The organism is Streptomyces sp. NPDC050856 (assembly GCF_040653855.1).
GTDB lineage: Bacteria > Actinomycetota > Actinomycetes > Streptomycetales > Streptomycetaceae > Streptomyces.
Genome location: NZ_JBFAGV010000003.1, coordinates 92,834 through 115,283, shown reverse-complemented (window position 1 = coordinate 115,283; position 22,450 = coordinate 92,834). Strand labels below are relative to the sequence as shown.

The window sequence follows — 22,450 nt, the reverse complement described above, 5'->3', positions numbered from 1 at the left end:
ATAGGAATGCGGGTTGTGCTGTGTGACGCACCAGGGGTGGTGAATCCGGCCGCACCGCCGGTTCGCCGGTTGTTTCGCCCCAATTGACAAGGTATGACCCCGGTCATACCCCTGGTCAGCCGCCCGCCGTGTCTCCCACCCGCTCCACCACGCCCACTCACCGCGGCACCGGAACCGCGACCGGCCGTGTCGCCGGACGGCACGTCGCTGCCCGGGGCGGCCGGGCGCCCGGGCCCCGGCCCGCGCCGGCGGCGGTCCGGCCCCCTCCCCGCGCCGGCGGTCCGGCCCCGCCCACACCCGCGGGCGCCCGCCGGGTCACACCGGCGGACGCGCGGGGGTCACTCCGGCGCCGGTGACCGGGGCGGGCTGACCGTCGTACGCGGAGGACGCCGCTGGGAGGAGGTCCGGACGATCAGCTCCGTCGGTATGACCTGCCCCACCGGCGTGTCGGCGGACCCGCCCTCGATGGCGTCGATGAGCAGCTGGACGACGGCGGTACCGATCCGGCGGGGCTTGAGGGAGAGCGTGGTGACGGGCGGGTCCGTGGCGGCGTACACGGTGGACTCGCTGCAGCAGACCAGCAGCAGATCGTCCGGGACGCGCAGTCCGTACCGCCTGGCGGCGGCGAGCAGGTCGGTGCCGTTGGGGTCGAACAGCCCGTAGACGGCGTCCGGCCGGTCGGGGCGGGCCAGCAGCCGGTCGGCGGCGACGGCCCCGGCACACGGGTCGTGGGCCGGGTACGCCTCGTAGACCGGGTCCTGGCCGACGCGCTCGCACCAGTTGAGGTACGCGGTGGTGGACAGGCGTGTGTACGTGTCGGTGGTGGTGCCGGTGAGCAGGCCGATTCGGCGGGCGCCGGCGGCGGCGAGGTGGTCGAGCAGGTCGAGTACGGCGGCTTCGTGGTCGTTGTCCACCCAGGCGGTGACCGGGAGGGTGCCGGCCGGGCGTCCGTCGGACACGACGGGCAGGCCCTGGCGGATCAGCTCGGTGACGACCGGGTCGTGGTCGGAGGGGTCGATGACGACGGTGCCGTCGAGGGCCACGTTCGACCAGACGTCGTGGCGGGAGGTGGCGGGCAGGACGACCAGGGCGTAGCCGCGGGCGAGCGCGGCGGAGGTGGCGGCCCTGGCCATCTCGGCGAAGTAGGCGAACTCGGTGAAGGTGAAAGGTTCATCCCCGTAGGTCGTCACGGTCAGGCCGATGAGGCCGGACTTGCCGGTACGGAGGGTGCGGGCCGCCGCGGAAGGGCGGTAGCCCAGCCGGTCGGCGACTTCGCGGACATGGCGGCGGGTGGCGTCCGGGAGCCTGCCCTTGCCGTTGAGGGCGTCGGAGACAGTCGTGATGGAGACCCCGGCTGCGGCGGCCACGTCCCGGATGCCCGCTCGTCCTTGCCGGCTTCCCCGGGCCTGTGCCCGGCTCACCTGGTGCTTCCCTGCTGCTGTCATGGCGAGGTGATAGTAGGGCGAGAGAGGGTGGTTGGGCCGGTCGCATATTCACTTGTTGACAGGCACGTTTCTGCATGGCCAGCACCCATAACTGCCTTGCAAAGCACGGAAGTTACCGGGTTTGCCCTGCTGCCGTTACTTGTCATGGCCCATGTGTCGGCCAACTGGGTGAGGTCCCGGGGAGGTCTCAACTCACCTCTACGAGGGACGCGCGCCACGGCGCGAGCCACCGGCGCGCGCCACCCCGGGGAGCGCTCCCCCCGCTGTCGCGCTTCTCCGGACCGCATCGCTCCGGCCCATTCGCACCGGAGCCGAATCCTCATAGGGTGAGCAGTATTGGTGGACGGACGGTCGAGGAGGACCACAGTGAGCGAGACGAGCCAGACGCGCCCCAGGCTGCGTGCCGTGCTGGACGGCATTCCCACCTACAAGCCGGGCAAGCCGGCCGCCGCCGACGACGATGGCCCGGCCGCGTACAAGCTGTCCTCCAACGAGAACCCCTACCCGCCGCTGCCGGGTGTGCTGGAGAGCGCGCTGGCCGCGGCGGCGGAGTTCAACCGCTACCCGGACATGGCGTGCACCGGCCTGATGTCCGAGCTCTCCGAGCGCTTCGGAGTACCGGTGTCGCACCTGGCCACCGGCACCGGCTCGGTGGGCGTCGCCCAGCAGTTGATCCAGGCCACCGCCGGGCCCGGCGACGAGGTGATCTACGCGTGGCGGTCCTTCGAGGCGTACCCGATCATCACGCGGGTCAGTGGCGCGACCCCGGTGCAGGTGCCGCTGACCTCCGGTGAGGTGCACGATCTGGACGCCATGGCCGACGCCGTCACCGACCGGACCCGGCTGATCTTCGTCTGCAATCCCAACAACCCGACCGGCACGGTGGTGCGGCGGGCGGAGCTGGAACGGTTCCTGGACCGGGTTCCGTCCGACGTCCTGGTGGTGCTGGACGAGGCGTACCGCGAGTTCATCCGGGACGCCGACGTGCCGGACGGCACCGAGATCTACCGGGACCGCCCGAACGTGGCCGTGCTGCGGACGTTCTCCAAGGCGTACGGGCTGGCCGGGCTCCGGGTCGGCTTCGCCATCGCCCATGAGCCGGTGGCGGCCGCGCTGCGCAAGACGGCGGTCCCCTTCGGCGTCAGCCAGGTCGCGCAGGCGGCGGCGGTGGCCTCGCTGCGCGCCGAGGACGAGTTGCTGGGGCGGGTGGGCTCCTTGGTGTGCGAGCGCACGCGGGTGTACGAGGGGCTGGTGGCCCAGGGTTGGACGGTGCCCGAGACGCAGGCGAACTTCGTCTGGCTGCGGCTGGACGAGCGCACGGTCGACTTCGCCGCGGCGTGCGAGCGGGCGGGCGTGGTCGTGCGGCCGTTCCCCGGCGAGGGCGTCCGGGTCACGATCGGGGAGAGCGAGGCGAACGACATCTTCCTGCGGGCGGCGGAGACGTACCGCAAGGAGCGGTACCAGTAGGAGACTCCCGTGGTCCGGTGGCCGCCTCAGGCCGGGCGGACCGGGTCGGCGACGAGCTCGACCCGGACCGGGTCGCCGTTGTGGACGGTGGCCAGGTGGCGGGGATCGCCGTCGATCCGGCCGAGCACGTTGCAGGGAGCGGCCAGCCGGCACTCGGTACCGCGCGACACGGGCGTGGGCCCGTACGGCAGTGCCAGGGCGTCGCCTTCGGTCCAGAAGGCGACCGTGCCCGGCTCCACCACCTGCCGGGCGTCCGCCTCCGGGGCGGGGGAGACGGGCGTGGCGAAGTAGACCTCCGCCCCCCAGGTCCGGGCGGTGGAGGTGAAGGGAAGTGCCCCCGCGAGCGCTCTGCTCGTGGGGGTTTCCCCGATGGTGGCGGTGAGGTGCCCGGCGGGCCAGGAGATACGTATCTGCACCCGTCGGATTCAACAATATGTTGAAGTTCTTGGGAAGGGACCCCCCCGGTTCCCGGTACGGATTTCGTGTAGTACATAATTGCTTGTGAATGTGAACGCTTTCACAAGCGCGCCCGGATCATCCGAAGATCAACCGGAATCGGTGGGCGACGGCGACGTCGTAAGGAGAAGATGTCGTGGACCTGGCTCTGGCGCCAGAGACGCTGGCGCGGTGGCAGTTCGGTATCACCACCGTCTACCACTTCCTTTTCGTCCCCCTGACCATCTCCCTCGCCGCGCTCACCGCCGGCCTCCAGACGGCCTGGGTGCGTACCGAGAAGGAGAAGTACCTCAGGGCGACCAAGTTCTGGGGGAAGCTCTTCCTCATCAACATCGCGATGGGTGTCGTCACCGGCATCGTGCAGGAGTTCCAGTTCGGTATGAACTGGTCTGACTACTCCCGCTTCGTCGGTGATGTCTTCGGTGCGCCGCTGGCCTTCGAGGCGCTGATCGCGTTCTTCTTCGAGTCGACCTTCATCGGGCTGTGGATCTTCGGCTGGGACAAGCTGCCGAAGCGCATCCACCTGGCCTGCATATGGATGGTCTCGATCGGCACGATCCTCTCCGCCTACTTCATCCTGGCGGCCAACTCCTGGATGCAGCACCCGGTCGGCTACCGGATCAACGAGCGGACGGGCCGCGCGGAGCTGACCGACTTCTGGGCGGTGCTCAGCCAGAACACCACGCTCACCCAGGTCTTCCACACCATGTCCGCGGCCTTCCTCACGGGTGGCGCGTTCATGGTCGGTATCGCCGCCTTCCACCTGGCGCGCAAGAAGCACATCCCGGTCATGAAGACCTCGCTGCGGCTCGGTCTGGTCACCGTGGTGGTCGGCGGCATGTTCACCGCGATCAGCGGTGACTTCCTGGGCAAGGTCATGTACCAGCAGCAGCCGATGAAGATGGCCGCGGCCGAGGCGCTGTGGGAGGGGGAGAGCCCGGCGCCCTTCTCGGTCTTCGCGGTCGGTGACGTGGACAAGGGGCACAACCGGGTCGCCGTCGAGGTCCCGGGCCTGCTGTCCTTCCTCGCGCACAGCGACTTCGAGTCGTACGTGCCCGGCATCAACGACACCAACAAGGCCCTCCAGGAGAAGTACGGCCCCGGCGACTACCGGCCCAACATCCCGGTCGCCTACTGGGGATTCCGCTGGATGATCGGCTTCGGCATGGCCTCCTTCTCGCTGGGGCTGCTGGGACTGTGGCTGACCCGCAAGAGGTTCCTGCTGCCGGCCCGGCTGCGGGTGGGCGAGGAGGACCTGCCCCACCTGGTGCTCTTCCGGAAGGCCCTCAGCCCGAGGCTCACCAAGGTGTACTGGCTGGTGGCCCTGTGGACCCTGGCCTTCCCGCTGATCGCCAACTCCTGGGGATGGATCTTCACCGAGATGGGCCGTCAGCCCTGGGTGGTGTACGGCGTGCTGCGCACCCGTGACGCTGTCTCCCCCGGCGTGTCCCAGGCCGAGGTGCTCATCTCGATGACCCTCTTCACCCTCCTGTACGCGGTGCTCGCGGTGATCGAGGTCAGGCTGCTGGTGAAGTACGTCAAGGCCGGACCGCCCGAACTCACCGAGTCCGACCTCAACCCGCCCACGAAGATCGGCGGTCACGACCGGGACCCGAAGGACCCGGAACGGGCCTCCGACCGGCCGATGGCCTTCTCGTACTGAGCCCTGGGAGCTGAGGCATGGAACTCCACGACGTCTGGTTCGTACTCATCGCCGTCCTGTGGACCGGCTACTTCTTCCTGGAGGGCTTCGACTTCGGGGTCGGCGTCCTGACCAAGCTGCTCGCCCGCGACCGGGTCGAGAAGCGAGTGCTGATCAACACCATCGGGCCCGTCTGGGACGGGAACGAGGTGTGGCTGCTCACGGCCGGCGGAGCGACCTTCGCCGCCTTCCCCGACTGGTACGCCACGCTCTTCTCGGGCTTCTACCTGCCGCTGCTGGTCATCCTGCTCTGCCTGATCGTGCGCGGTGTCGCCTTCGAGTACCGCGCGAAGCGGCCCGAGGAGCGGTGGCAGCACAACTGGGAGCAGGCCATCTTCTGGACCTCGCTGATTCCCGCGTTCCTGTGGGGGGTGGCCTTCGGCAACATCGTGCGGGGGGTGGAGATCGACGCGTCCAAGGAGTACGTGGGCACCTTCCTCGACCTGTTCAACCCGTACGCGCTGCTGGGCGGGCTGGTCACCCTGACGCTGTTCACCTTCCACGGCACGGTGTTCACCGCGCTGAAGACGGTCGGCGACATCCGGGTGCGGGCGCGGCGGCTGGCGCTCGCGCTGGGAGCGCTCACCGCCGTACTGGCGCTCGCCTTCCTGGCCTGGACGCAGGTCTCGCGCGGTGACGGGACCAGCCTGGCCGTCGCGGCCGTCGCGGTGGTGGCACTCCTCGGAGCGGTGGGCGCGGTGAGGGCCGGGCGCGAGGGGTGGTCGTTCGCGCTGTCCGGTATCACCATCGCGGCCACCGTCGCGATGCTCTTCCTGACGCTCTTCCCGAACGTCATGCCGTCCTCGCTGAACCCGGACTGGAGCCTGACGGTCACCAACGCGTCGTCCAGCCCGTACACCCTCAGGATCATGACCTGGTGCGCGGCGGTGGCCACGCCGGTGGTGCTGCTCTACCAGGGCTGGACGTACTGGGTGTTCCGCAAGCGGATCGGCACGCAGCACATAGCCGACGCCCACTAGGCGTCCCGGCAGCCATCAGTAGGGGATGTTTCACGTGAAACCGATCGACCCGCGCCTGCTCCGCCACGCCCGTGCCACCCGCCTCTTCCTGGCGGCGGTGGTGGTCCTCGGCCTGCTCGGGGCGGTGCTGGTGGTCGCCCAGGCGATGCTCATCGCCGAGGTGGTGGCCGGGGCGTTCCAGCGGGGGCTGGACCCGGCCGGTCTCGGGACACCGCTGGCGCTGCTGGTGGCGGTCGCGGTGGGACGGGCGGCCGTCTCCTGGCTGACCGAGCTGGCCGCGCACCGGGCGAGCGCGACGGTCAAGTCGGAGCTGCGCGGGCGGCTGCTGGAGCGGGCCGCCGCGCTGGGGCCGGGCTGGCTCAGCGGTCAGCGCACCGGGTCGCTGGTGGCGCTCGCCACCCGGGGAGTGGACGCGCTCGACGACTACTTCTCGCGCTACCTCCCCCAGCTCGGCCTGGCGGTCGTGGTACCGGTCGCCGTGCTGGCGCGGATCGTCACCGAGGACTGGGTGTCGGCCGCGATCATCGTGGTGACCCTGCCGCTGATCCCCGTCTTCATGGTGCTGATCGGCTGGGCCACCCAGGCGCGGATGGACCGGCAGTGGGAGCTGCTGTCCCGGCTGTCGGGGCACTTCCTCGACGTGGTGGCCGGACTGCCCACGCTGAAGGTCTTCGGGCGGGCGAAGGCGCAGGCCGAGTCGATCCGGGCGATCACGTCGGAGTACCGGCAGGCGACGCTGCGGACGCTGCGGATCGCGTTCCTGTCGTCGTTCGCGCTGGAACTGCTGTCGACGCTGTCGGTCGCGCTGGTGGCGGTCGGCGTGGGTATGCGGCTGGTCCACGGGGACCTGGATCTGTACACCGGCCTGGTCATCCTGATCCTCGCTCCCGAGGCATACCTGCCGATCCGGCAGGTGGGGGCGCAGTACCACGCGGCCGCGGAGGGGCTGTCGGCGGCGGAGGAGATCTTCACCGTGCTGGAGACCCCGGTCCGGACGGCCGGGGGCGGCGCGGTCCCCGCCTCCTCGCGCCTGGAGCTGGAGTCGGTGACGGTACGGCACCCGGGGCGCACCGCTCCGTCCCTGGACCGGGCGTCGCTGGTGGTGGAGGAAGGGGAGACGGTCGCCCTCGTCGGGCCCAGCGGGGTCGGCAAGTCCACGCTGCTCGACGTGGTGCTGGGATTCGCCGAACCGGAGCCCGGCGGACGGGTGCGCGTCGGAGGGGCGGACCTGGCCTCGGTGGATCCGGAGCGGTGGCGGGAGCGGATCGCGTGGGTGCCGCAGCGGCCGTACCTGTTCGCCGGGACCATCGCCGAGAACGTCCGGCTGGCCCGGCCGGACGCCGACGACAGGGCGGTACAGGACGCCCTGCGGAACGCGGGCGCCGACTTCGTGGACGCCTTGCCGGCCGGCGCCGGGGCGGTCCTGGGTGAGGACGGCGCCGGGCTGTCGGCGGGCCAGCGTCAGCGGCTCGCCCTGGCACGGGCGTTCCTCGCGGACCGGCCGGTGCTGCTGCTGGACGAGCCGACGGCGGCGCTGGACGGCGAGACGGAGGCGGGCGTGGTGGACGCGGTGCGCCGGCTGGCCACCGGACGGACGGTGCTGCTGGTCGTCCACCGTCCGGCCCTGCTGGCGGTGGCGGACCGGGTGGTCGCGCTGCACCCGTCGGACGAGCCTCGTGGTGGGACGGCTCCGGCGCGGAACGGCTCCCCGCCAGCCGCGTCCTCCGGGGGCTTCACGGCTGACGGGGCCGATCTCGATGAGGCCTTCGGGCTCGTGGGCGGGCTCCGCGCGGCACCCTGGGCCGGCGGGAACGGCATGGACGGTGCCGACGGCATGGACGGTGCCGACGGCACGGGCCGCCCGGACGGCACGGGCCGCCCGGACGGCGGGAGCGGCGGGTCCGGCGGGGTGGGAACGGCGGCCATCGGGGTCGCCGGCGGCCCGGTCCGGAGCCCGGGCCGGCGGCCGGACGGTCCACCGGGCACGGGGTTCCCGGACCCGGTCGCCGAAGACACCGCGGCAGCGACCGCCGAGCCGGTCCGCCGGGGCCGGCCGGGGCCGGCATGGGTGCGGGAGACGGTCCGGGGGGCGCGGGGACGGCTGGCCCTGGCACTGGCGCTGGGCAGTCTCGCCCTGGGGTCCGCCGTCGGGCTGATGGCCGTGTCCGGCTGGCTCATCTCCCGGGCGTCCGAGCAGCCGCCCGTGCTGTACCTGATGGTGGCCGTGACGGCCACCCGGGCGTTCGGCATCGGGCGGGCCGTGTTCCGGTACGCCGAGCGGCTGGTCTCGCACGACGCCGTGCTGCGGATGCTGGCCGAGTTGCGGGTCGCCGTCTACCGCGGGCTGGAGCGGATCGCACCGGCCGGGCTGCGCCGCACACGGCGGGGGGATCTGTTGTCGCGGCTCGTCTCGGACGTGGACGCCCTCCAGGACTACTGGCTGCGGTGGCTGCTGCCCGCCGGGACGGCCGTGGTCGTCGGCGCGGGAGCCGTCGGGTTCACCACGTGGCTGCTGCCGGTGGCCGGAGCCGTCCTCGCCGCCGGGCTGCTCGTGGCGGGTACCGCCGTACCGCTCGTCGGCGGAGCCGTGGCCCGGCGCGCCGAGCGGCGGCTCGCCCCGGCACGCGGTGTCCTGGCCGTCCGGGTCGTCGACCTGCTGCGCGGCTGCGCCGAGCTGACCGTGGCCGGAGCCCTCGGGAGCCGTACGGACCGGGCGCGCGCGGCGGACGCCGAGCTGACCCGGATCGCCTCGCGCCAGGCCACCGCCGCCGCGCTCGGCGACGGCCTGTCGGCGCTGGTGACCGGGGTGACCGTCGCCGCCGCCGCGCTCGTGGGCGTCCAGGCGGTGCGGGACGGCCGGCTCGACGGCGTGTCGCTGGCCGTCGTCGTGCTCACCCCCCTCGCCGCGTTCGAGGCGGTCACGGCACTGCCGTCGGCCGTGCGCCACCGCCGGCGCGTCCTGCGGAGCGCCGAGCGGGTGCGCGAGGTGCTCGACGCCCCCGTCCCGGTGCCACAGCCCGAGAACCCGGCACCGGCGCCGGCCGGAGCCTTCCCGCTGGAGCTGCGCGGGGTCACCGCCCGGTACGCGGGGCAGGAGCGGGACGCTCTCACGGGGTTCGACCTGCGCCTGGAGGCGGGCCGGCGGGTCGCCGTCGTGGGCGCTTCCGGTTCCGGGAAGACCACGCTCGCCCAAGTGCTGCTGCGATTTCTGGAGGTCCGCGCGGGCGCGTACCGGATCGGCGGGGCGGACGCCACCGCCCTCGACGGCGACGGGGTGCGGCGCCTGGTGGGGCTGTGCGCCCAGGACGCCCACATCTTCGACAGCTCCCTCCGTGAGAACCTGCGCCTGGCCCGGCCGGGCGCGGACGACGCCGAGCTGCGCCGGGCGCTGGCGCGGGCGCGGCTCCTGGACTGGGTCGACGCCCTGCCCGCCGGGCTGGACACGCTCGTCGGCGAGCACGGGTCCCGGCTGTCCGGCGGCCAGCGCCAGCGGCTGGCGCTCGCCCGCGCCCTCCTCGCCGACTTCCCGGTCCTGGTGCTGGACGAGCCGGCCGAGCACCTCGACCTGACCACGGCGGACGCCCTCACCGACGACCTGCTGCGGGCCACCGAGGGCCGCACCACCGTGCTGATCACCCACCGGCTGCGCGGCCTGGACGCGGCGGGCGCGGTGGACGAGGTGATCGTCCTGGAGGAGGGCCGGGCCGTGCAGCGCGGCCGGTACGCCGAACTCGCCGCCACGGACGGCCCGCTGCGCCGCTTGCTGGAGCGGGAACACGCCGCCGACCTGCTGCGCCCCGACCTGGCAAACAGGACCAACTAGCCCGAACTGACTAGTCTCGGGACCATGACAGCGCCCGACGCGACCCCACCGGACGACCCGAAGGACGCCATCGACGCCGCCACCCAGGCGGCTCGCGGCCTGCGCGGGCTGTCCACCGAGCTGACCGCCCGGGTGCCGCAGCTGCTGGAGGCGATGCGTTCGGTCGGCACCGGTCTGGAGCTCAGTTCCACCCTCGACCGGATCTGCGAGACCGCGGCCGAGCTCGCCGGCGCCCGCTACGCCGCGATCGGTGTCGTCGACGAGACGGGCGAGGGCCTGTCCGCCTTCGTCACCCACGGGGTGGGCGACGAGGTCGCCGAGCTGATCGGCCGCCGGCCCGACGGGCAGGCCGGACTGCTCGGCGCCCTGATCCACGACCCGGAGCCGATGCGGCTCGCCGACCTGACCGCCGACGCCCGGGCCGCCGGGTTCCCGGCCGGGCATCCGCCGATGCGGACCTTCCTCGGGGTGCCCATCCGCGTCCAGGGGAGGATCTTCGGCAATCTGTACCTGGCGGAGAAGCGGGACGGGGCCGAGTTCACCGAGTACGACCTGCACACGGTCCGGGTGCTGGCGACCGAGGCCGGGATCGCCATCGGCAACGCCCGGCTGTACGAGGCGGCCCGCCAGCGCGAGCGGTGGATCGACGGCTCGGTCGCGGTGACCACGGCCCTGCTCTCCGGCGGGGACGCCGACGACGCCCTCTCGGTCGTCGCCGAACAGGCCCGCCGGCTCGCCGACGCGTGCGCCGGGGTGGTGCTGCTGCCCGCGGAAGGCGGTGGTCTGGAGATCGTCGCCGTCTCCTCCGACGACCCGTCGAAGGAACTGGGCGTGGTCGTCCCGCCGGAGAGCCCGGCCGTCGAGCGGCTGCTGGAGGGCGAGGCGGTCTTCGTGGCGGACTCGGCCAGCGACCCCCGGATGGGCACCGACCTGGCCCGGCGGTACGGGCCGAACATGATGCTGCCGTTGCAGAGCGGCGGCCGGGTGCTCGGCGCGCTGGCCGTACCCCGCGCCCCGGGCGCACGGCAGTTCAGCGAGACCGAACGCACCCTGGCCACCCAGTTCGCCTCGCAGGCCGCGCTGGCGCTGATGATGGCGGAGGCGCAGCGGGACCGGGAGCGCCTGGCGGTGTACCAGGACCGGGACCGTATCGCCCGGGACCTGCACGACCTGGTCATCCAGCGGCTGTTCGCCACCGGGATGATGCTGGAGAGCGCCCGGCGCGGATCGGTCGTGCCCGCCGTGCGCGAAGGCGTCGGCAGGGCCGTCGAGGAACTGGACGTGACCATCCAGGAGATCCGTACCGCCATCTTCGCCCTCCAGCAGGGGCCGGCCGAGGCACCGTCCGGGCTGCGCACCCGGGTACTGAGGGAGATCAACATGGCGGCCGTCCCGCTCGGGTTCACCCCCGCGCACCGCTTCGTCGGACCGGTCGACACCCTGGTCGGCGAACTGACCGGCAAGAACCTCGTCGCGGCGCTGCGCGAGGCGCTGTCCAACGCGTTCCGGCACGCGCGGGCGCAGCGCATCGAAGTCGTGGTCGACGCCACCGCGCGGCTCCCGGACGGGGTGGCGGCGGTGCGGCTCACCGTCTCGGACGACGGGGTCGGCATCCCGGCGGGCGGGCGCCGCAGCGGGCTGCGCAACCTGGCGCGGCGGGCCGAGTCGCTCGGCGGGTCGAGCTGGTGCGGGCCCGGACTCGGCGAGGGCGGCGGCGGTACGTCGGTGGTGTGGCAGGCACCGCTCCAGGAGGTGTCCGGCCCGGCCCCCGGTACCGGCCGGCCGGACACCCAATAGCTCTCCCGGGGCCGTGGGGTAGGCCGGTCGGCGGTACCGGAGTGGCCGGCTACCGGGAATCGGGCGTATCGAGCGGGACCATCCCGGCATGTGCTGCCCACACGACCGGCGGCGGCGGCTCGTGCTGGTGCTCGCCGCGCTGCTCGTCCTCGTCCCCGCACCCGGCGCGCCCGCGCGCGAACCCGGTGACGCCAGTGCCGAGGTGGCGCGGCTGTACGAGGAGGCGGCCCGGGCCATCCGGACGTACGAGAGGGGCAGCCGCGCCGCCGCCGCGCAGCACACCCTCGCCGTCCGGCTCCAGGGCGAGCTGACCGTGCGGAGGCGCGAGCTGGCCGCGCTGTACGAACAGGTGGGCGAGGTGGCCAGGGCCCAGTACCGCACCGGCGGCTCCCTCGACCTGGCCGCCCGGGTGCTGCTCGCCGAGGATCCCGACCAGGTGATGCGGGCACAGCGGCTGGCGGGCCAGGCCAACCGGGCGGTGAACCGGCTGATGGTGCGGGCCCGGGGCGCGGAGCGGCGTATGACCCGCGCGCAGGCCAGGGCGCACGCCGCCTGGCGCGACCTGGAGGCGCGCCGCGCACGGCTGGCCGGGATCAGGCGGGACATCGAGCGCAGGCTGGAGCGAGTGCGGTGGAAGCTGCGGGCCGAGGCGGACCGCAGCGTGGCGGACGGCCGGTGCCGGACCCCGGTGCCGCTGGTCAGGCCGGGTGCGCCGGGCGGGCCGGCGCGCGGCCGGGCGGCCTGGGTCGCGCCGGTCGCGGCGAGCGAGGAGTACGCGCTGTCCGCCGGCTTCGCCCAGTCGGGCGCGCACTGGGCGAAGCGGCACACCGGCCAGGACCTGGCGGTGGAGATCGGCACACCGGTGCGGTCGATCGGCGCGGGACGGGTGCGGTCGGTGTCCTGCGGCGGCGCGTTCGGCATCGAAGTGGTGGTGGGGCACCAGGGCGGCTGGTACTCGCAGTACGCGCACCTGTCGGCCGCCGGGGTGCGGGCGGGGGACCGGGTGCTGGCCGGCCAGTGGATCGGCCAGTCCGGCACGACCGGCAACTCGACCGGCCCGCACCTGCACTTCGAGGTGCGGCTCACGCTCTACCAGGGATCGGCCGTGGACCCGCTGCGCTGGCTGCGGGAGCGCGGGGTCCGGTTGCCGGGGGGCCCGTGACGGACCGGTCACGCGCTCGCCGGTCGCCGCTCACGTGCTCGCCGGACATGCCGTCGCCGGTCGCCGGTCGCCGGTCGCCGGTCGCGGTCGCCGGTCGTGGCCGGGGGATCGCGGTGGCCGGTGGGCGGGCCTGGTCAGTGGCTCGCGAGGATGTCCTCGATGACGAGGGCCACGCCGTCCTCGTTGTTGGCGACGGTACGCCCCGAGGCGGCGGCGAGCACGTCCGGGTGTGCGTTGCCCATCGCGTACGACCTGCCCGCCCAGCTCAGCATCTCGATGTCGTTGGGCATGTCCCCGAAGGCGACCACCTCGTCGGCGGAGATGCCGCGCTCGGCGCAGCACAGCGCCAGCGTGCTCGCCTTGGACACACCCAGGCCGCTGATCTCCAGCAGGGCGGTGCTGCTGGAACGGGTGATGTTGGCGCGGTCCCCGGCCGCCGCGCGGGCCAGGGCGAGGAACCCGTCCGGGGTCAGGTCGTCGTGGTGGGCGAGCATCTTGAGGATCGGCGCGCCGTGACCCGGCTCCTCCTCGTGCAGCAGCTTCTCCACGGGGGCGACGGTCGCGCCGGGGTCGAGGAAGAAGGGCAGGTAGTCCGGTTCGTGGTGGAAGCCGGTGGTGAGCTCGACCGCGAAGGCCGTGCCGGGCGCTTCCCTGCGCAGGGCGCGGACGACGTGGAGGGCGGCGTCCCGCTCCAGCGGGCGGACCTCCAGCAGCTCCCCGCCCGCGTGCAGGTCGACGACGGCCGCGCCGTTGGCGCAGATCGCCAGGCCGTGCCCGTGGACGTGGTCGCTGACCACGCCCATCCAGCGGGCCTGCCGGCCGGTGACGAAGAAGACCTCGATGCCCGCCGCCTCGGCGGCGGCGAGCGCGGCGACGGTCCGCTCCGAGACGGTCTTGTCGTCGCGCAGCAGCGTGCCGTCCAGGTCGGTGGCGATCAGCCGGGGAGGGCGCAACGCCGTGGGCCGCGGTCGGGGAGAGGTCGCTGAGGTCACACGGCCATTCTCCCGCACCCCTCCGCACGGGCGTGCGGAGGCACGCACATCTGAGCCACCCGGGCGTGGCCCCGGGGGTGCCGGCGGGGCGGCGTAGGGTCTGCCCATGCGCCTGAGCACCGTGATTCTTCCCGCCCGCCGCTGGCACGAAGGTGGCCGCGACGCCTGGATCCGGGCGGAACGGCTGGATTTCCACACCGCGTACACCTACGACCATCTGTCCTGGCGGAGCTTCCGGGACGGCCCGTGGTTCGGCGCCGTTCCGACGCTGACGGCGGCGGCGGCGGCCACCGCGCGGATGCGGCTCGGCACGCTGGTCACCTCGCCGAACTTCCGGCACCCGGTGACCCTCGCCAAGGAGCTGCTCTCGCTCGACGACATCTCCGGGGGCCGCATCACGCTGGGCATCGGAGCGGGCGGCAGCGGCTTCGACGCCACGGTGCTGGGCCAGGAGGCATGGACGCCCCGTGAGCGGGCGGACCGGTTCGCGGAGTTCGTCCCGCTGCTGGACCGGCTGCTGACCGAGGACTCGGTGACGCACTCCGGAACGTTCTACTCGGCGCGGGAGGCGTACGGCATCCCCGGCTGTGTGCAGCGTCCGCGGCTGCCCTTCGCCGTGGCGGCCACCGGGCCGCGCGGGCTGAGGCTCGCGGCGCGGTACGGGCAGGCCTGGGTCACCACCGGTGATCCGAGGGTGTCCGACGCGGGGACGCCCCAGGATTCGTGGGAGGCGATCCGCGGGCAGGTCGAGAAGCTCGGCAAGGCGTGCGCGGACGCCGGCCGCGACGTGGCGGAACTGGACAAGATCCTCCTGACCGGGTTCACGCCGGACCGGCCGCTGGAGTCCCTCGACGCCTTCGTCGACTTCGCGGGGCGCCACTTCGAGCTGGGTTTCACCGAGATCGTGCTCCACTCGCCGATCCCGGACTCGGTCTTCGCCGCCGATGAGCGGGTCTTCGAGCGGATCGCGACCGAGGGCCTCGCCCAGTTGCGCTGACGGCCGGCGGCGCGCCGTGCCTCTAGTGGGGGAAGCGGAGGTACGCCGGGGGTACGGCGGCGGTGAGCCAGACGCCGTTGGCGCTGACGTGGAAGACATGGCCGTCCCGGTGCATCGCCCCGGCGTCGACCGCCAGCACCACGGGGCGTCCCCGCCGGGCGCCGACGCGGGTCGCGGTCTCCCGGTCCGGTGACAGGTGGACGTGGTGGCGGGCCATGGGGCGCAGTCCCTCGGCGCGGATGGCGGCCAGGTGGGCGGCGACGGTGCCGTGGTACAGGTACGGGGGCGGCGTGGCCGGTGGGAGTCCGAGGTCGACGTCGACGGTGTGACCCTGGTTCGCGCGGATCCGGTCGTCCTCGATCGTGAAGCGTTGTTTGTCGTTCACGGCCACGACATGGTGGAGCTCGGCGCGGGTGATCGGTACGCCGTGTTCGGCGGTGGCGCGCAGCAGGTCCTCGATCGCCACCCAGCCGTTCGGATCGAGCACGAGGCCGATCCGTCCCGGTTGGTGGCGGAGGTGTTTCGCCAAGTACTTCGACACCTTCACGGTGCGTCTGTCGTCCATGCCCACAGCGTGACAGGCATCACATCCGTGTGCCACACATATAAGGGGCGACAGGTTTGATCCACAGGTAACTCGTGTTATCCACAGCGGAATTGGCGACTCTGTGGACAACGTACCTGGCAAGTCAAGGCTTTTGCTCAACTTCTCCGCCTATGTCCGGACTTGCGGCAAGAGAGTCCATTGTTCTTTTCCGCAGCTCCCGTTCGGCGGCCGCGGTGATGAACGCGGCGGCGTCGGCCGGGCCGACCAGGCGGTGTACGGCGCGCATTGTCCCGGCGGGCAGGGTCACCGTGAGCCGCTCCTCGCCCGCGGCCAGGGGGCTCCCGGTGGCCAGGTGCCGCTGGAGGTGCCGGGTGGCGAAGGTCCGCATGGCGCGGGCCAGTTCGGCGTCGACAGCCCGCTGGGCGAGCGGTCGCAGCCGCCGCACCAGGGCGGCCGCCTCCGCCGCCTCGGCGTCCGTCGGCGGCCGGCGCCCGAGGCGGCGGGCGAAGACGTGCTCCGTGGTGAACTCCAGGAAACGGCTGGCCATGTGCTCGACCTGACCACGAAGTTCCCGCAGGTGTCCGGCGATCGCACGCAGGGGGACACCCACCGAGAACAACTCGACCGCCACGGCCAGCTCTTGCGGGCTCGGCACGACGAACTCGTCCTCCCGGCCCGGTACGCGTTCCAGTACGCCGAGCTCGACCGCCTCCCGCACGGCCCGGTCGCCGGGGGCGCCGCCGAACGCCTCGGCCAGCTCCGCACGGGTGATCCGGCCCGCCTCCTCGTCCGTCCAGGGGCCGTTCACCTCGGCGACCAGGCCGAGCACCCCGCCCAGCCCGCGTCCGGCGTCCCAGGCGTCCAGCAGCTCCTTGATGGAGGCCAGGGTGTAACCCCGGTCCAGCAGGTCGGCGATCTGCCGCAGCCGGGTCACATGGGCGGCCCCGTACACATTGGACCGGCCGCGCCGCTCGGGCCGGGGCAGCAGCCCGCGGTCCTGGTAGGCGCGGATCGTGCGCACCGTGGCGCCACTGCGGTGTGCCAGGTCCTCGATCCGGTACTCGGCCCCCGGCGACCCGGGCACGGCCGCGGTGGCGCTCATACCGGCGGCTCCCACCGGGCGAGCGCCCGCGCCGTCCTGGGCGCGAGACGGGAGAGCAGGCGGGCGCCGCGCGCCCCGGGCCCCACCGGAACCACCGCCCGGTTGTCCGCCACCGCCTTCAGGATCGCGTCGGCGACCTTCTCCGGCGGGTAGCCGCGCAGCCGGTACAGCCGGGTCGCCCGCGCGCGGCGGCGCTGCTCCTCCTCCGGTGTCGCCCGCGCGCGGCGGCGCTGCTCCTCCTCCGGTGTCGCCCCGCTGAAGAAGGCGGTTTTGGTGATGCCGGTGCTGACGAAGCCGGGGCACACCGCCGAGACGCCGATGCCCCGGCCGGCCAGCTCGGCGCGCAGGCACTGGCTGAGCATCAGCACGGCCGCCTTGGAGGTGCCGTACACCGGCAGGGCCCGGGTGGGCAGGAAGGCCGCGGCGGACGCGATGTTCACGATGTGGCCGCCCTGGCCGCGGTCGGCCATCCGCCCGCCGAAGAGCCGGCAGCCGTGGATCACGCCCCACAGGTTCACATCGAGGACCTTCCGCCAGTCCTCGGACGTGGTGCCCAGGAAGGCACCGGCCATGCCGATACCGGCGTTGTTGACCAGCACGTCCACCACGCCGTACTCGGTGGCGACCTTCTCGGCCAGCTTCTCCATCGCGTGCTCGTCGCTGACGTCGGTCGTCTCCGCCCAGGCCCCGGGCGCGCCGCGCAACCGGGCCAGCTCCGCCGTGCGCGCCGCTCCCTCCGCGTCCCGGTCCACGGCCACCACCCGCGCCCCCGCCTCGGCGAACGCGAGGGCGGTGGCCCGCCCGATGCCGCCGGCCGCCCCCGTGACCAGGACCAACTGGCCACCGAACCGGTCGGCGTAGGGCCGGGCCGCGGCGACCGGGGCGGGCAGCGCCGCTCCCCGCTCCTCGTGCGCGGTCACGAAATCGGTGATCCAGGCCGCCAGTTGGTCGGGCCGGGTGCGCGGTGCCCAGTGCTTGGCCGGCAGCGTGCGGCGCACCAGCCGCGGGACCCAGTGCGGCAGCTCGTCGTAGAGCCGTTCGGACAGGAAGGCGTCACCGGTCGGCACGATGAGCTGCACCGGCGGATGGGCGTAGGCGTCGGAACGGGGCCGGCGCAGCCGGGCGCGCACGTTGTCCCGGTAGAGCCAGGCGCCGTGTGCCGCGTCCCTCGACAGCGAGGAGGTCGGATAGCCGTCACCGGGCACCTTCTCCAGCCGGCGCAGCATGCCCGGCCACCGCTTGCCGAGCGGGCCGCGCCAGGCGAGCTCCGGCAGCGCCGGAGTGTGCAGCAGGTAGACGTACCAGGACTTGGCGCCCTGGCCGAGGAGCTGGCCGACGCGGCGGGGGGTGGGCCGGGCCACCCGTCGTTTGATCCAGTGCCCGAAGTGGTCCAGTGACGGCCCGGACACCGAGGTGAAGGAGGCGATCCGGCCCTCGGTGCGCGCCACGGTGGCGAACTCCCAGCCCTGCACGGATCCCCAGTCGTGCCCCACCAGGTGGACCGGCCGGTCCGGGCTGACCGCGTCCACCACGGCCAGGAAGTCGTCGGTCAGCTTCTCCAGGGTGAACCCGCCGCGCAGCGGCCGGGGCGCCGTGGACCGGCCGTGGCCGCGTACGTCGTACAGCACCACGTGGAAGTGCTCGGCGAGCCGCCCGGCGACCTCCGACCACACCTCCTTGGAGTCCGGGTAGCCGTGCAGGAGCACGACGACCGGCCGTGCGGCGTCACCCAGCTCGGCCACGCACAGCTCGATACCGCCCGTCCTGACCCAGCGCTCCCGCGCGCCCCGCAACTCCATCGGATGCTCTCCCAACGCCGCGGGTGCGGCAGATCGTCGGCCGGCCGGAACGCGCCCCGCTCGGGGGACCGGGAGCCGGTGGCCACGGACGCCGGTGGCCGGCGGCGCGCCCCGGCCCGGTGCTCCGCCACGTCGGCGAGGAGCCGCCCGGCCACCGGGCCGGGCCCGGACGGACCGGGTACCCGATGCCGTCGCCCGGCCCCCACGCACCGGGGCCGGACGCGGCCACGCGCGCCGCCTCCGGGCCCTTTGCCCGGCCACTCCCGGCCGGGGCCGGGCGGCGCTCGCTTCGGTGGCGCTCGCCCGGGCGGCGCGGCGCACTCCCCGCAGGCCCGGGGAACGCGGCGCCGGGGCCGGTCGTCACCGCCGAGGTCATGCCACCAGTCCGTCCCGGTCGGATGAGCGGTACACGTGCGCGATGTGACACTGATGAATGTGACTGTGCCCGGCGGCTGCGTCAAGAGGAGTGCACGGCCGGTGGAAAACCCTCCCTGGGCGCCACCCTTACGGGTCCCGTACGCCTGGAGTCGGACGCCGATCCAGCCGTCAGGTCTGACGACCGCTGTGGTTCGCGCCACTAGCGTCGAAGCGTGACTGTGATCGCCACCGAAAGCCTCAGCAAGCGGTTCCCGCGGGTGACCGCGCTCGACCGGCTCTCCCTGGACATCGGGCCCGGTGTGACCGGACTGGTGGGTGCCAACGGAGCCGGCAAGTCCACCATGATCAAGATCCTGCTGGGTCTGTCCCCCGCCACCGAGGGCCGGGCCGAGGTCCTGGGCCTGGACGTCGCCACCAGTGGCGCCGCCATCCGCGAGCGGGTCGGCTACATGCCCGAGCACGACTGTCTGCCCCCCGACGTCTCGGCCACCGAGTTCGTCGTCCACATGGCGCGGATGTCCGGCCTGCCGCCCACCGCGGCGCGCGAGCGCACCGCCGACACCCTGCGCCACGTCGGCCTGTACGAGGAGCGGTACCGCCCCATCGGCGGCTACTCGACCGGTATGAAGCAGCGGGTGAAGCTCGCACAGGCCCTGGTGCACGACCCGGAACTGGTCCTCCTCGACGAGCCCACCAACGGCCTGGACCCGGTGGGCCGGGACGAGATGCTGGGCCTGATCCGCCGGGTGTACACGGACTTCGGCATCTCGGTCCTGGTCACCTCCCACCTGCTCGGCGAGCTGGAACGGACCTGCGACCACGTCGTCGTCATCGACGGCGGCCGGCTGCTGCGCTCCAGCTCCACCAGCGACTTCACCCAGCTCACCGCCACTCTCGCGGTCGAGGTCACCGACACCGACAGCCACCCCGACGGCACGGCGGCGCTGCGCGACGCGCTCACCGCCGCCGGCGTCACCCTGCACGCGCGCCTGGAGGACGGGCTGCCGGGCGCCGGGCACGTCCTGCTGCTGGAGGCGACCGGCGAGGAGACGTACGACATCGTGCGCGACTCCGTCGCCGAACTGGGGCTCGGCCTCGTACGGATGGAACAGCGCCGTCACCACATCGCCGAGGTCTTCCGCCCGGAGGCGGAGGCAGCGGCCCAGGCCGCCATGGAGGTGCAGGCCCGGTGAGCACCGAGACCCAGATCCACAACATCGGTTACCGCGACTACGACGGGCCGCGCCTCGGCCGCGCCTACGCGCGCCGCTCGCTGTTCTCACAGTCGCTGCGCGGGGCCTACGGACTGGGCCGCAGCGCCAAGTCCAAGGTGCTGCCCATGATCCTCTACGCGGTGATGTGCGTCCCCGCGCTGATCCTGGTGGCGGTGGCCGTGACGACCAAGATGAAGGACCTGCCGCTGGACTACACGCGGTACGCGATCGTCACGCAGGCCGTCATCGGGCTCTACGTGGCCGCCCAGGCGCCCCAGTCGGTCTCCCGCGACCTGCGTTTCAAGACCATCCCGCTGTACTTCTCCCGGCCCATCGAGCGCGTCGACTACGTGCTGGCCAAGTACGGCGCGATGGCGTCGGCGCTGTTCATCCTCACCGCGTCACCGCTGGTCATCCTCTTCATCGGCTCCCTGCTGGCGAAGATGGACTTCGCCGACCAGAGCGCGGGCTTCGCGCAGGGACTGGTCTCGGTGGCCCTGCTCTCGGTCCTCTTCGGCGGGATCGGCCTGGTCATGGCCGCGCTGACGCCGCGCCGCGGCTTCGGCGTCGCCGCCGTCATCGCCGCCCTGACGATCTCGTACGGCGCGGTCTCCACCGTCCAGGCCATCGCCTGGAGCACCGACTCGCTGGGCGCCGTGAAGTGGCTCGGTCTCTTCTCGCCCATCACGCTCATCGACGGCGTGCAGACCGCTTTCCTGGGTGCCACGTCCTCGTTCCCCGGCAAGGCGGGTCCGGACGCCGCGGCCGGCGTGGTCTACCTGCTGGTCGTCCTGGCGCTCGTCGCCGGTTCGTACGCCGTCCTGATGCGCCGCTACCGAAAGGCCGGGCTGTGACCACCCTGAACATCGACCACACGTCCCGCTGGTTCGGCAATGTCGTGGCCGTCAACGACATCACCATGACCATAGGGCCGGGCGTCACCGGCCTGCTCGGGCCCAACGGCGCCGGGAAGTCCACCCTGATCAACATGATGGGCGGCTTCCTGGCACCCTCCACCGGCACGGTCACCCTCGACGGGCGGCCGATCTGGCGCAACGAGTCCGTCTACCGGCAGATCGGCGTCGTGCCCGAGCGTGAGGCGATGTACGACTTCCTCACCGGCCGTGAGTTCGTGGTCGCCAACGCCGAGTTGCACGGGCTGGGCGCCCAGGAGGCACAACGGGCGCTGGCCACCGTCGAGATGGAGTACGCGCAGGACCGGAAGATCGCGACGTACAGCAAGGGCATGCGGCAGCGCGTGAAGATGGCCTCGGCCCTGGTGCACGAACCGTCGGTGCTGCTGCTGGACGAGCCGTTCAACGGCATGGACCCGCGGCAGCGCATGCAACTGATGGAGTTGCTGCGGCGGATGGGGGCGGAGGGACGTACGGTCCTGTTCTCCTCCCACATCCTGGAGGAGGTCGAGCAGCTCGCCTCCCACATCGAGGTGATCGTCGCCGGGCGCCACGCGGCGAGCGGCGACTTCCGCCGGATCCGGCGGCTGATGACCGATCGCCCGCACCGCTACCTGGTGCGTTCCAGCGACGACCGGGCGCTGGCCGCCGCGCTGATCGCCGACCCGTCGACGGCCGGCATCGAGGTGGACGTCACGGAGGGCGCGCTGCGCATCCAGGCGGTGGACTTCGGGCGGTTCACCGAACTGCTGCCGAAGGTCGCCCGGGCGCACTCCATCCGGCTGCTGACGGTCTCGCCCTCGGACGAGTCCCTCGAGTCGGTCTTCTCGTACCTCGTCGCGGCCTGAAGGGAACCTTCGACTCATGTACAACCCCACGGTCGCCCGGCTCACCTACCGGGCCCTGCTCGGCCGCCGCCGGGCCGCCATCCTGTTCGTCCTGCCCGGCCTGCTGCTGCTCATCGCGGCCGCCATCCGCGGCTTCAACGGCGCCGACGACCAGGTCGCGGCGGACGTCCTGGGCGGGTTCGCGCTCGCCACGATGGTGCCGCTGATCGGCGTCATCGCCGGGACCGGCGCGATCGGCCCGGAGATCGACGACGGTTCGATCGTCTACCTGCTGGCCAAGCCGGTGAAGCGGCCCACGATCATCTTCACCAAGCTGATCGTGGCCATCGCCGTGACCATGGCCTTCTCGGCCGTGCCCACCCTGGTCGCCGGGCTCATCCTCAACGGCAACGGCCAGCAGGTGGCGGTCGCCTACACCGTCGCCGCGCTGGTCGCCTCCATCGCGTACAGCGCGCTGTTCCTGCTGCTGGGCACGGTCAGCCGGCACGCGGTCGTCATCGGGCTGGTGTACGCGCTGGTCTGGGAGGCGCTGTTCGGCAGCCTGATCTCCGGAGCGCGGACCCTGAGCGTCCAGCAGTGGGCCCTCGCCGTGGCCGAGAAGGTCAGCGGCGAGGGGCTGGTCGCCTCCGACGTGGGCCTGCCGCTGGCGGCGGTGCTGCTGGCCGCGGTGACGGTGGCGGCCACCTGGTACGCGGGCCAGAAGCTGCGCGCGCTGACCCCGGCGGCCGACGAGTAGGACGGCGCCGCGAACGCGCGAAGGGCCCCGCACGCGCGCGTGCGGGGCCCTTCGGCCACCGGTCCCAGGCCACCGGGCCCGCGCCCGCCCG

General features: G+C 73.0%; 17 protein-coding genes. 11 read left to right on the top strand and 6 right to left on the bottom strand.

What is annotated here, in order from left to right:
- Positions 1–338: 338 nt before the first annotated feature.
- A complete protein-coding gene (locus AB0H53_RS03905; protein ID WP_362106691.1) occupies positions 339–1,445 on the bottom strand; it encodes a LacI family DNA-binding transcriptional regulator in 1,107 nt (368 codons plus the stop codon).
- Positions 1,446–1,811: 366 nt separating this feature from the next.
- On the opposite strand from AB0H53_RS03905, the gene hisC reads away from it, so the two are divergent.
- The gene (gene hisC, locus AB0H53_RS03900; RefSeq protein ID WP_362106688.1) at positions 1,812–2,912 is read left to right on the top strand and encodes a histidinol-phosphate transaminase; all 1,101 of its coding nucleotides are present in this window, start codon (positions 1,812–1,814) and stop codon (positions 2,910–2,912) included.
- Between the two features lie 26 nt (positions 2,913–2,938).
- On the opposite strand, the gene AB0H53_RS03895 is transcribed toward hisC, so the two are convergent.
- Positions 2,939–3,328 carry a cyclophilin-like fold protein gene (locus AB0H53_RS03895; RefSeq protein WP_362106685.1) on the bottom strand — a complete coding sequence of 130 codons (390 nt, stop codon included), beginning with the start codon at positions 3,326–3,328 and terminating at the stop codon, positions 2,939–2,941.
- A gap of 176 nt (positions 3,329–3,504) precedes the next feature.
- Between AB0H53_RS03895 and AB0H53_RS03890 the strand changes: the two genes are divergently transcribed.
- The 5 genes from AB0H53_RS03890 to AB0H53_RS03870 all read left to right on the top strand — a co-directional run bounded on the left by AB0H53_RS03890 (position 3,505) and on the right by AB0H53_RS03870 (position 12,832).
- The gene (locus AB0H53_RS03890) at positions 3,505–5,031 is read left to right on the top strand and encodes a cytochrome ubiquinol oxidase subunit I (protein WP_362106682.1); all 1,527 of its coding nucleotides are present in this window, start codon (positions 3,505–3,507) and stop codon (positions 5,029–5,031) included.
- Positions 5,032–5,048: 17 nt separating this feature from the next.
- Positions 5,049–6,050, top strand: coding sequence for a cytochrome d ubiquinol oxidase subunit II (gene cydB / locus AB0H53_RS03885; RefSeq protein ID WP_362106679.1), 1,002 nt, complete (start codon positions 5,049–5,051; stop codon positions 6,048–6,050).
- A 34-nt stretch (positions 6,051–6,084) separates the two neighbouring features.
- Complete coding sequence (gene cydD, locus AB0H53_RS03880; RefSeq protein ID WP_362106676.1) at positions 6,085–9,873, top strand: thiol reductant ABC exporter subunit CydD; 3,789 nt, start codon at positions 6,085–6,087, stop codon at positions 9,871–9,873.
- A 24-nt stretch (positions 9,874–9,897) separates the two neighbouring features.
- Positions 9,898–11,670 carry a GAF domain-containing protein gene (locus tag AB0H53_RS03875; protein ID WP_362106673.1) on the top strand — a complete coding sequence of 591 codons (1,773 nt, stop codon included), beginning with the start codon at positions 9,898–9,900 and terminating at the stop codon, positions 11,668–11,670.
- A gap of 88 nt (positions 11,671–11,758) precedes the next feature.
- Positions 11,759–12,832, top strand: a complete 1,074-nt coding sequence (locus AB0H53_RS03870; protein WP_362106670.1) for a M23 family metallopeptidase — start codon at positions 11,759–11,761, stop codon at positions 12,830–12,832.
- Positions 12,833–12,966: 134 nt separating this feature from the next.
- Here AB0H53_RS03870 and AB0H53_RS03865 read toward each other — a convergent pair whose 3' ends face one another.
- A complete protein-coding gene (locus AB0H53_RS03865) occupies positions 12,967–13,824 on the bottom strand; it encodes an HAD family hydrolase (protein WP_362106667.1) in 858 nt (285 codons plus the stop codon).
- Positions 13,825–13,924: 100 nt separating this feature from the next.
- On the opposite strand from AB0H53_RS03865, the gene AB0H53_RS03860 reads away from it, so the two are divergent.
- Positions 13,925–14,821, top strand: a complete 897-nt coding sequence (locus tag AB0H53_RS03860) for an LLM class flavin-dependent oxidoreductase (protein ID WP_362107215.1) — start codon at positions 13,925–13,927, stop codon at positions 14,819–14,821.
- Between the two features lie 22 nt (positions 14,822–14,843).
- Here the strand turns inward: AB0H53_RS03860 and AB0H53_RS03855 are convergent, their stop codons facing one another.
- The 3 genes from AB0H53_RS03855 to AB0H53_RS03845 all read right to left on the bottom strand — a co-directional run bounded on the left by AB0H53_RS03855 (position 14,844) and on the right by AB0H53_RS03845 (position 18,269).
- A complete protein-coding gene (locus AB0H53_RS03855; protein WP_362106664.1) occupies positions 14,844–15,386 on the bottom strand; it encodes an RNA 2'-phosphotransferase in 543 nt (180 codons plus the stop codon).
- A gap of 124 nt (positions 15,387–15,510) precedes the next feature.
- Positions 15,511–16,470, bottom strand: coding sequence for a MerR family transcriptional regulator (locus tag AB0H53_RS03850; protein WP_362106661.1), 960 nt, complete (start codon positions 16,468–16,470; stop codon positions 15,511–15,513).
- Positions 16,467–18,269 carry an SDR family oxidoreductase gene (locus tag AB0H53_RS03845; protein WP_362106658.1) on the bottom strand — a complete coding sequence of 601 codons (1,803 nt, stop codon included), beginning with the start codon at positions 18,267–18,269 and terminating at the stop codon, positions 16,467–16,469. Before AB0H53_RS03845 ends, AB0H53_RS03850 begins: the two co-directional genes overlap by 4 nt.
- 596 nt (positions 18,270–18,865) lie before the next feature.
- Between AB0H53_RS03845 and AB0H53_RS03840 the strand changes: the two genes are divergently transcribed.
- Genes AB0H53_RS03840 through AB0H53_RS03825 form a run of 4 tightly spaced genes read left to right on the top strand, consistent with a single transcriptional unit; the run spans position 18,866 to position 22,359 of the window.
- Positions 18,866–19,840, top strand: coding sequence for an ABC transporter ATP-binding protein (locus tag AB0H53_RS03840; protein WP_362107212.1), 975 nt, complete (start codon positions 18,866–18,868; stop codon positions 19,838–19,840).
- A complete protein-coding gene (locus tag AB0H53_RS03835) occupies positions 19,837–20,715 on the top strand; it encodes an ABC transporter permease (RefSeq protein ID WP_362106655.1) in 879 nt (292 codons plus the stop codon). Before AB0H53_RS03840 ends, AB0H53_RS03835 begins: the two co-directional genes overlap by 4 nt.
- Entirely contained in the window at positions 20,712–21,623 is a 912-nt protein-coding gene (locus AB0H53_RS03830; RefSeq protein ID WP_362106652.1) for an ABC transporter ATP-binding protein, read from the top strand. Before AB0H53_RS03835 ends, AB0H53_RS03830 begins: the two co-directional genes overlap by 4 nt.
- 16 nt (positions 21,624–21,639) lie before the next feature.
- Positions 21,640–22,359 (top strand): ABC transporter permease, encoded by a 720-nt coding sequence (locus tag AB0H53_RS03825; RefSeq protein ID WP_362106649.1) that lies wholly within the window; start codon positions 21,640–21,642, stop codon positions 22,357–22,359.
- Positions 22,360–22,450: the final 91 nt, after the last annotated feature.

Excerpts from the sequence above, each read along its gene's own strand:
- AB0H53_RS03905 (WP_362106691.1), bottom strand. The coding sequence starts at position 1,445 with ATGACAGCAGCAGGGAAGCACCAGGTGAGCCGGGCACAGGCCCGGGGA.
- cydB (WP_362106679.1), top strand. The coding sequence starts at position 5,049 with ATGGAACTCCACGACGTCTGGTTCGTACTCATCGCCGTCCTGTGGACC.
- AB0H53_RS03875 (WP_362106673.1), top strand. The coding sequence starts at position 9,898 with ATGACAGCGCCCGACGCGACCCCACCGGACGACCCGAAGGACGCCATC.
- AB0H53_RS03870 (WP_362106670.1), top strand. The coding sequence starts at position 11,759 with ATGTGCTGCCCACACGACCGGCGGCGGCGGCTCGTGCTGGTGCTCGCC.
- AB0H53_RS03855 (WP_362106664.1), bottom strand. The coding sequence starts at position 15,386 with ATGGACGACAGACGCACCGTGAAGGTGTCGAAGTACTTGGCGAAACAC.
- AB0H53_RS03850 (WP_362106661.1), bottom strand. The coding sequence starts at position 16,470 with ATGAGCGCCACCGCGGCCGTGCCCGGGTCGCCGGGGGCCGAGTACCGG.
- AB0H53_RS03845 (WP_362106658.1), bottom strand. The coding sequence starts at position 18,269 with ATGGAGTTGCGGGGCGCGCGGGAGCGCTGGGTCAGGACGGGCGGTATC.
- AB0H53_RS03825 (WP_362106649.1), top strand. The coding sequence starts at position 21,640 with ATGTACAACCCCACGGTCGCCCGGCTCACCTACCGGGCCCTGCTCGGC.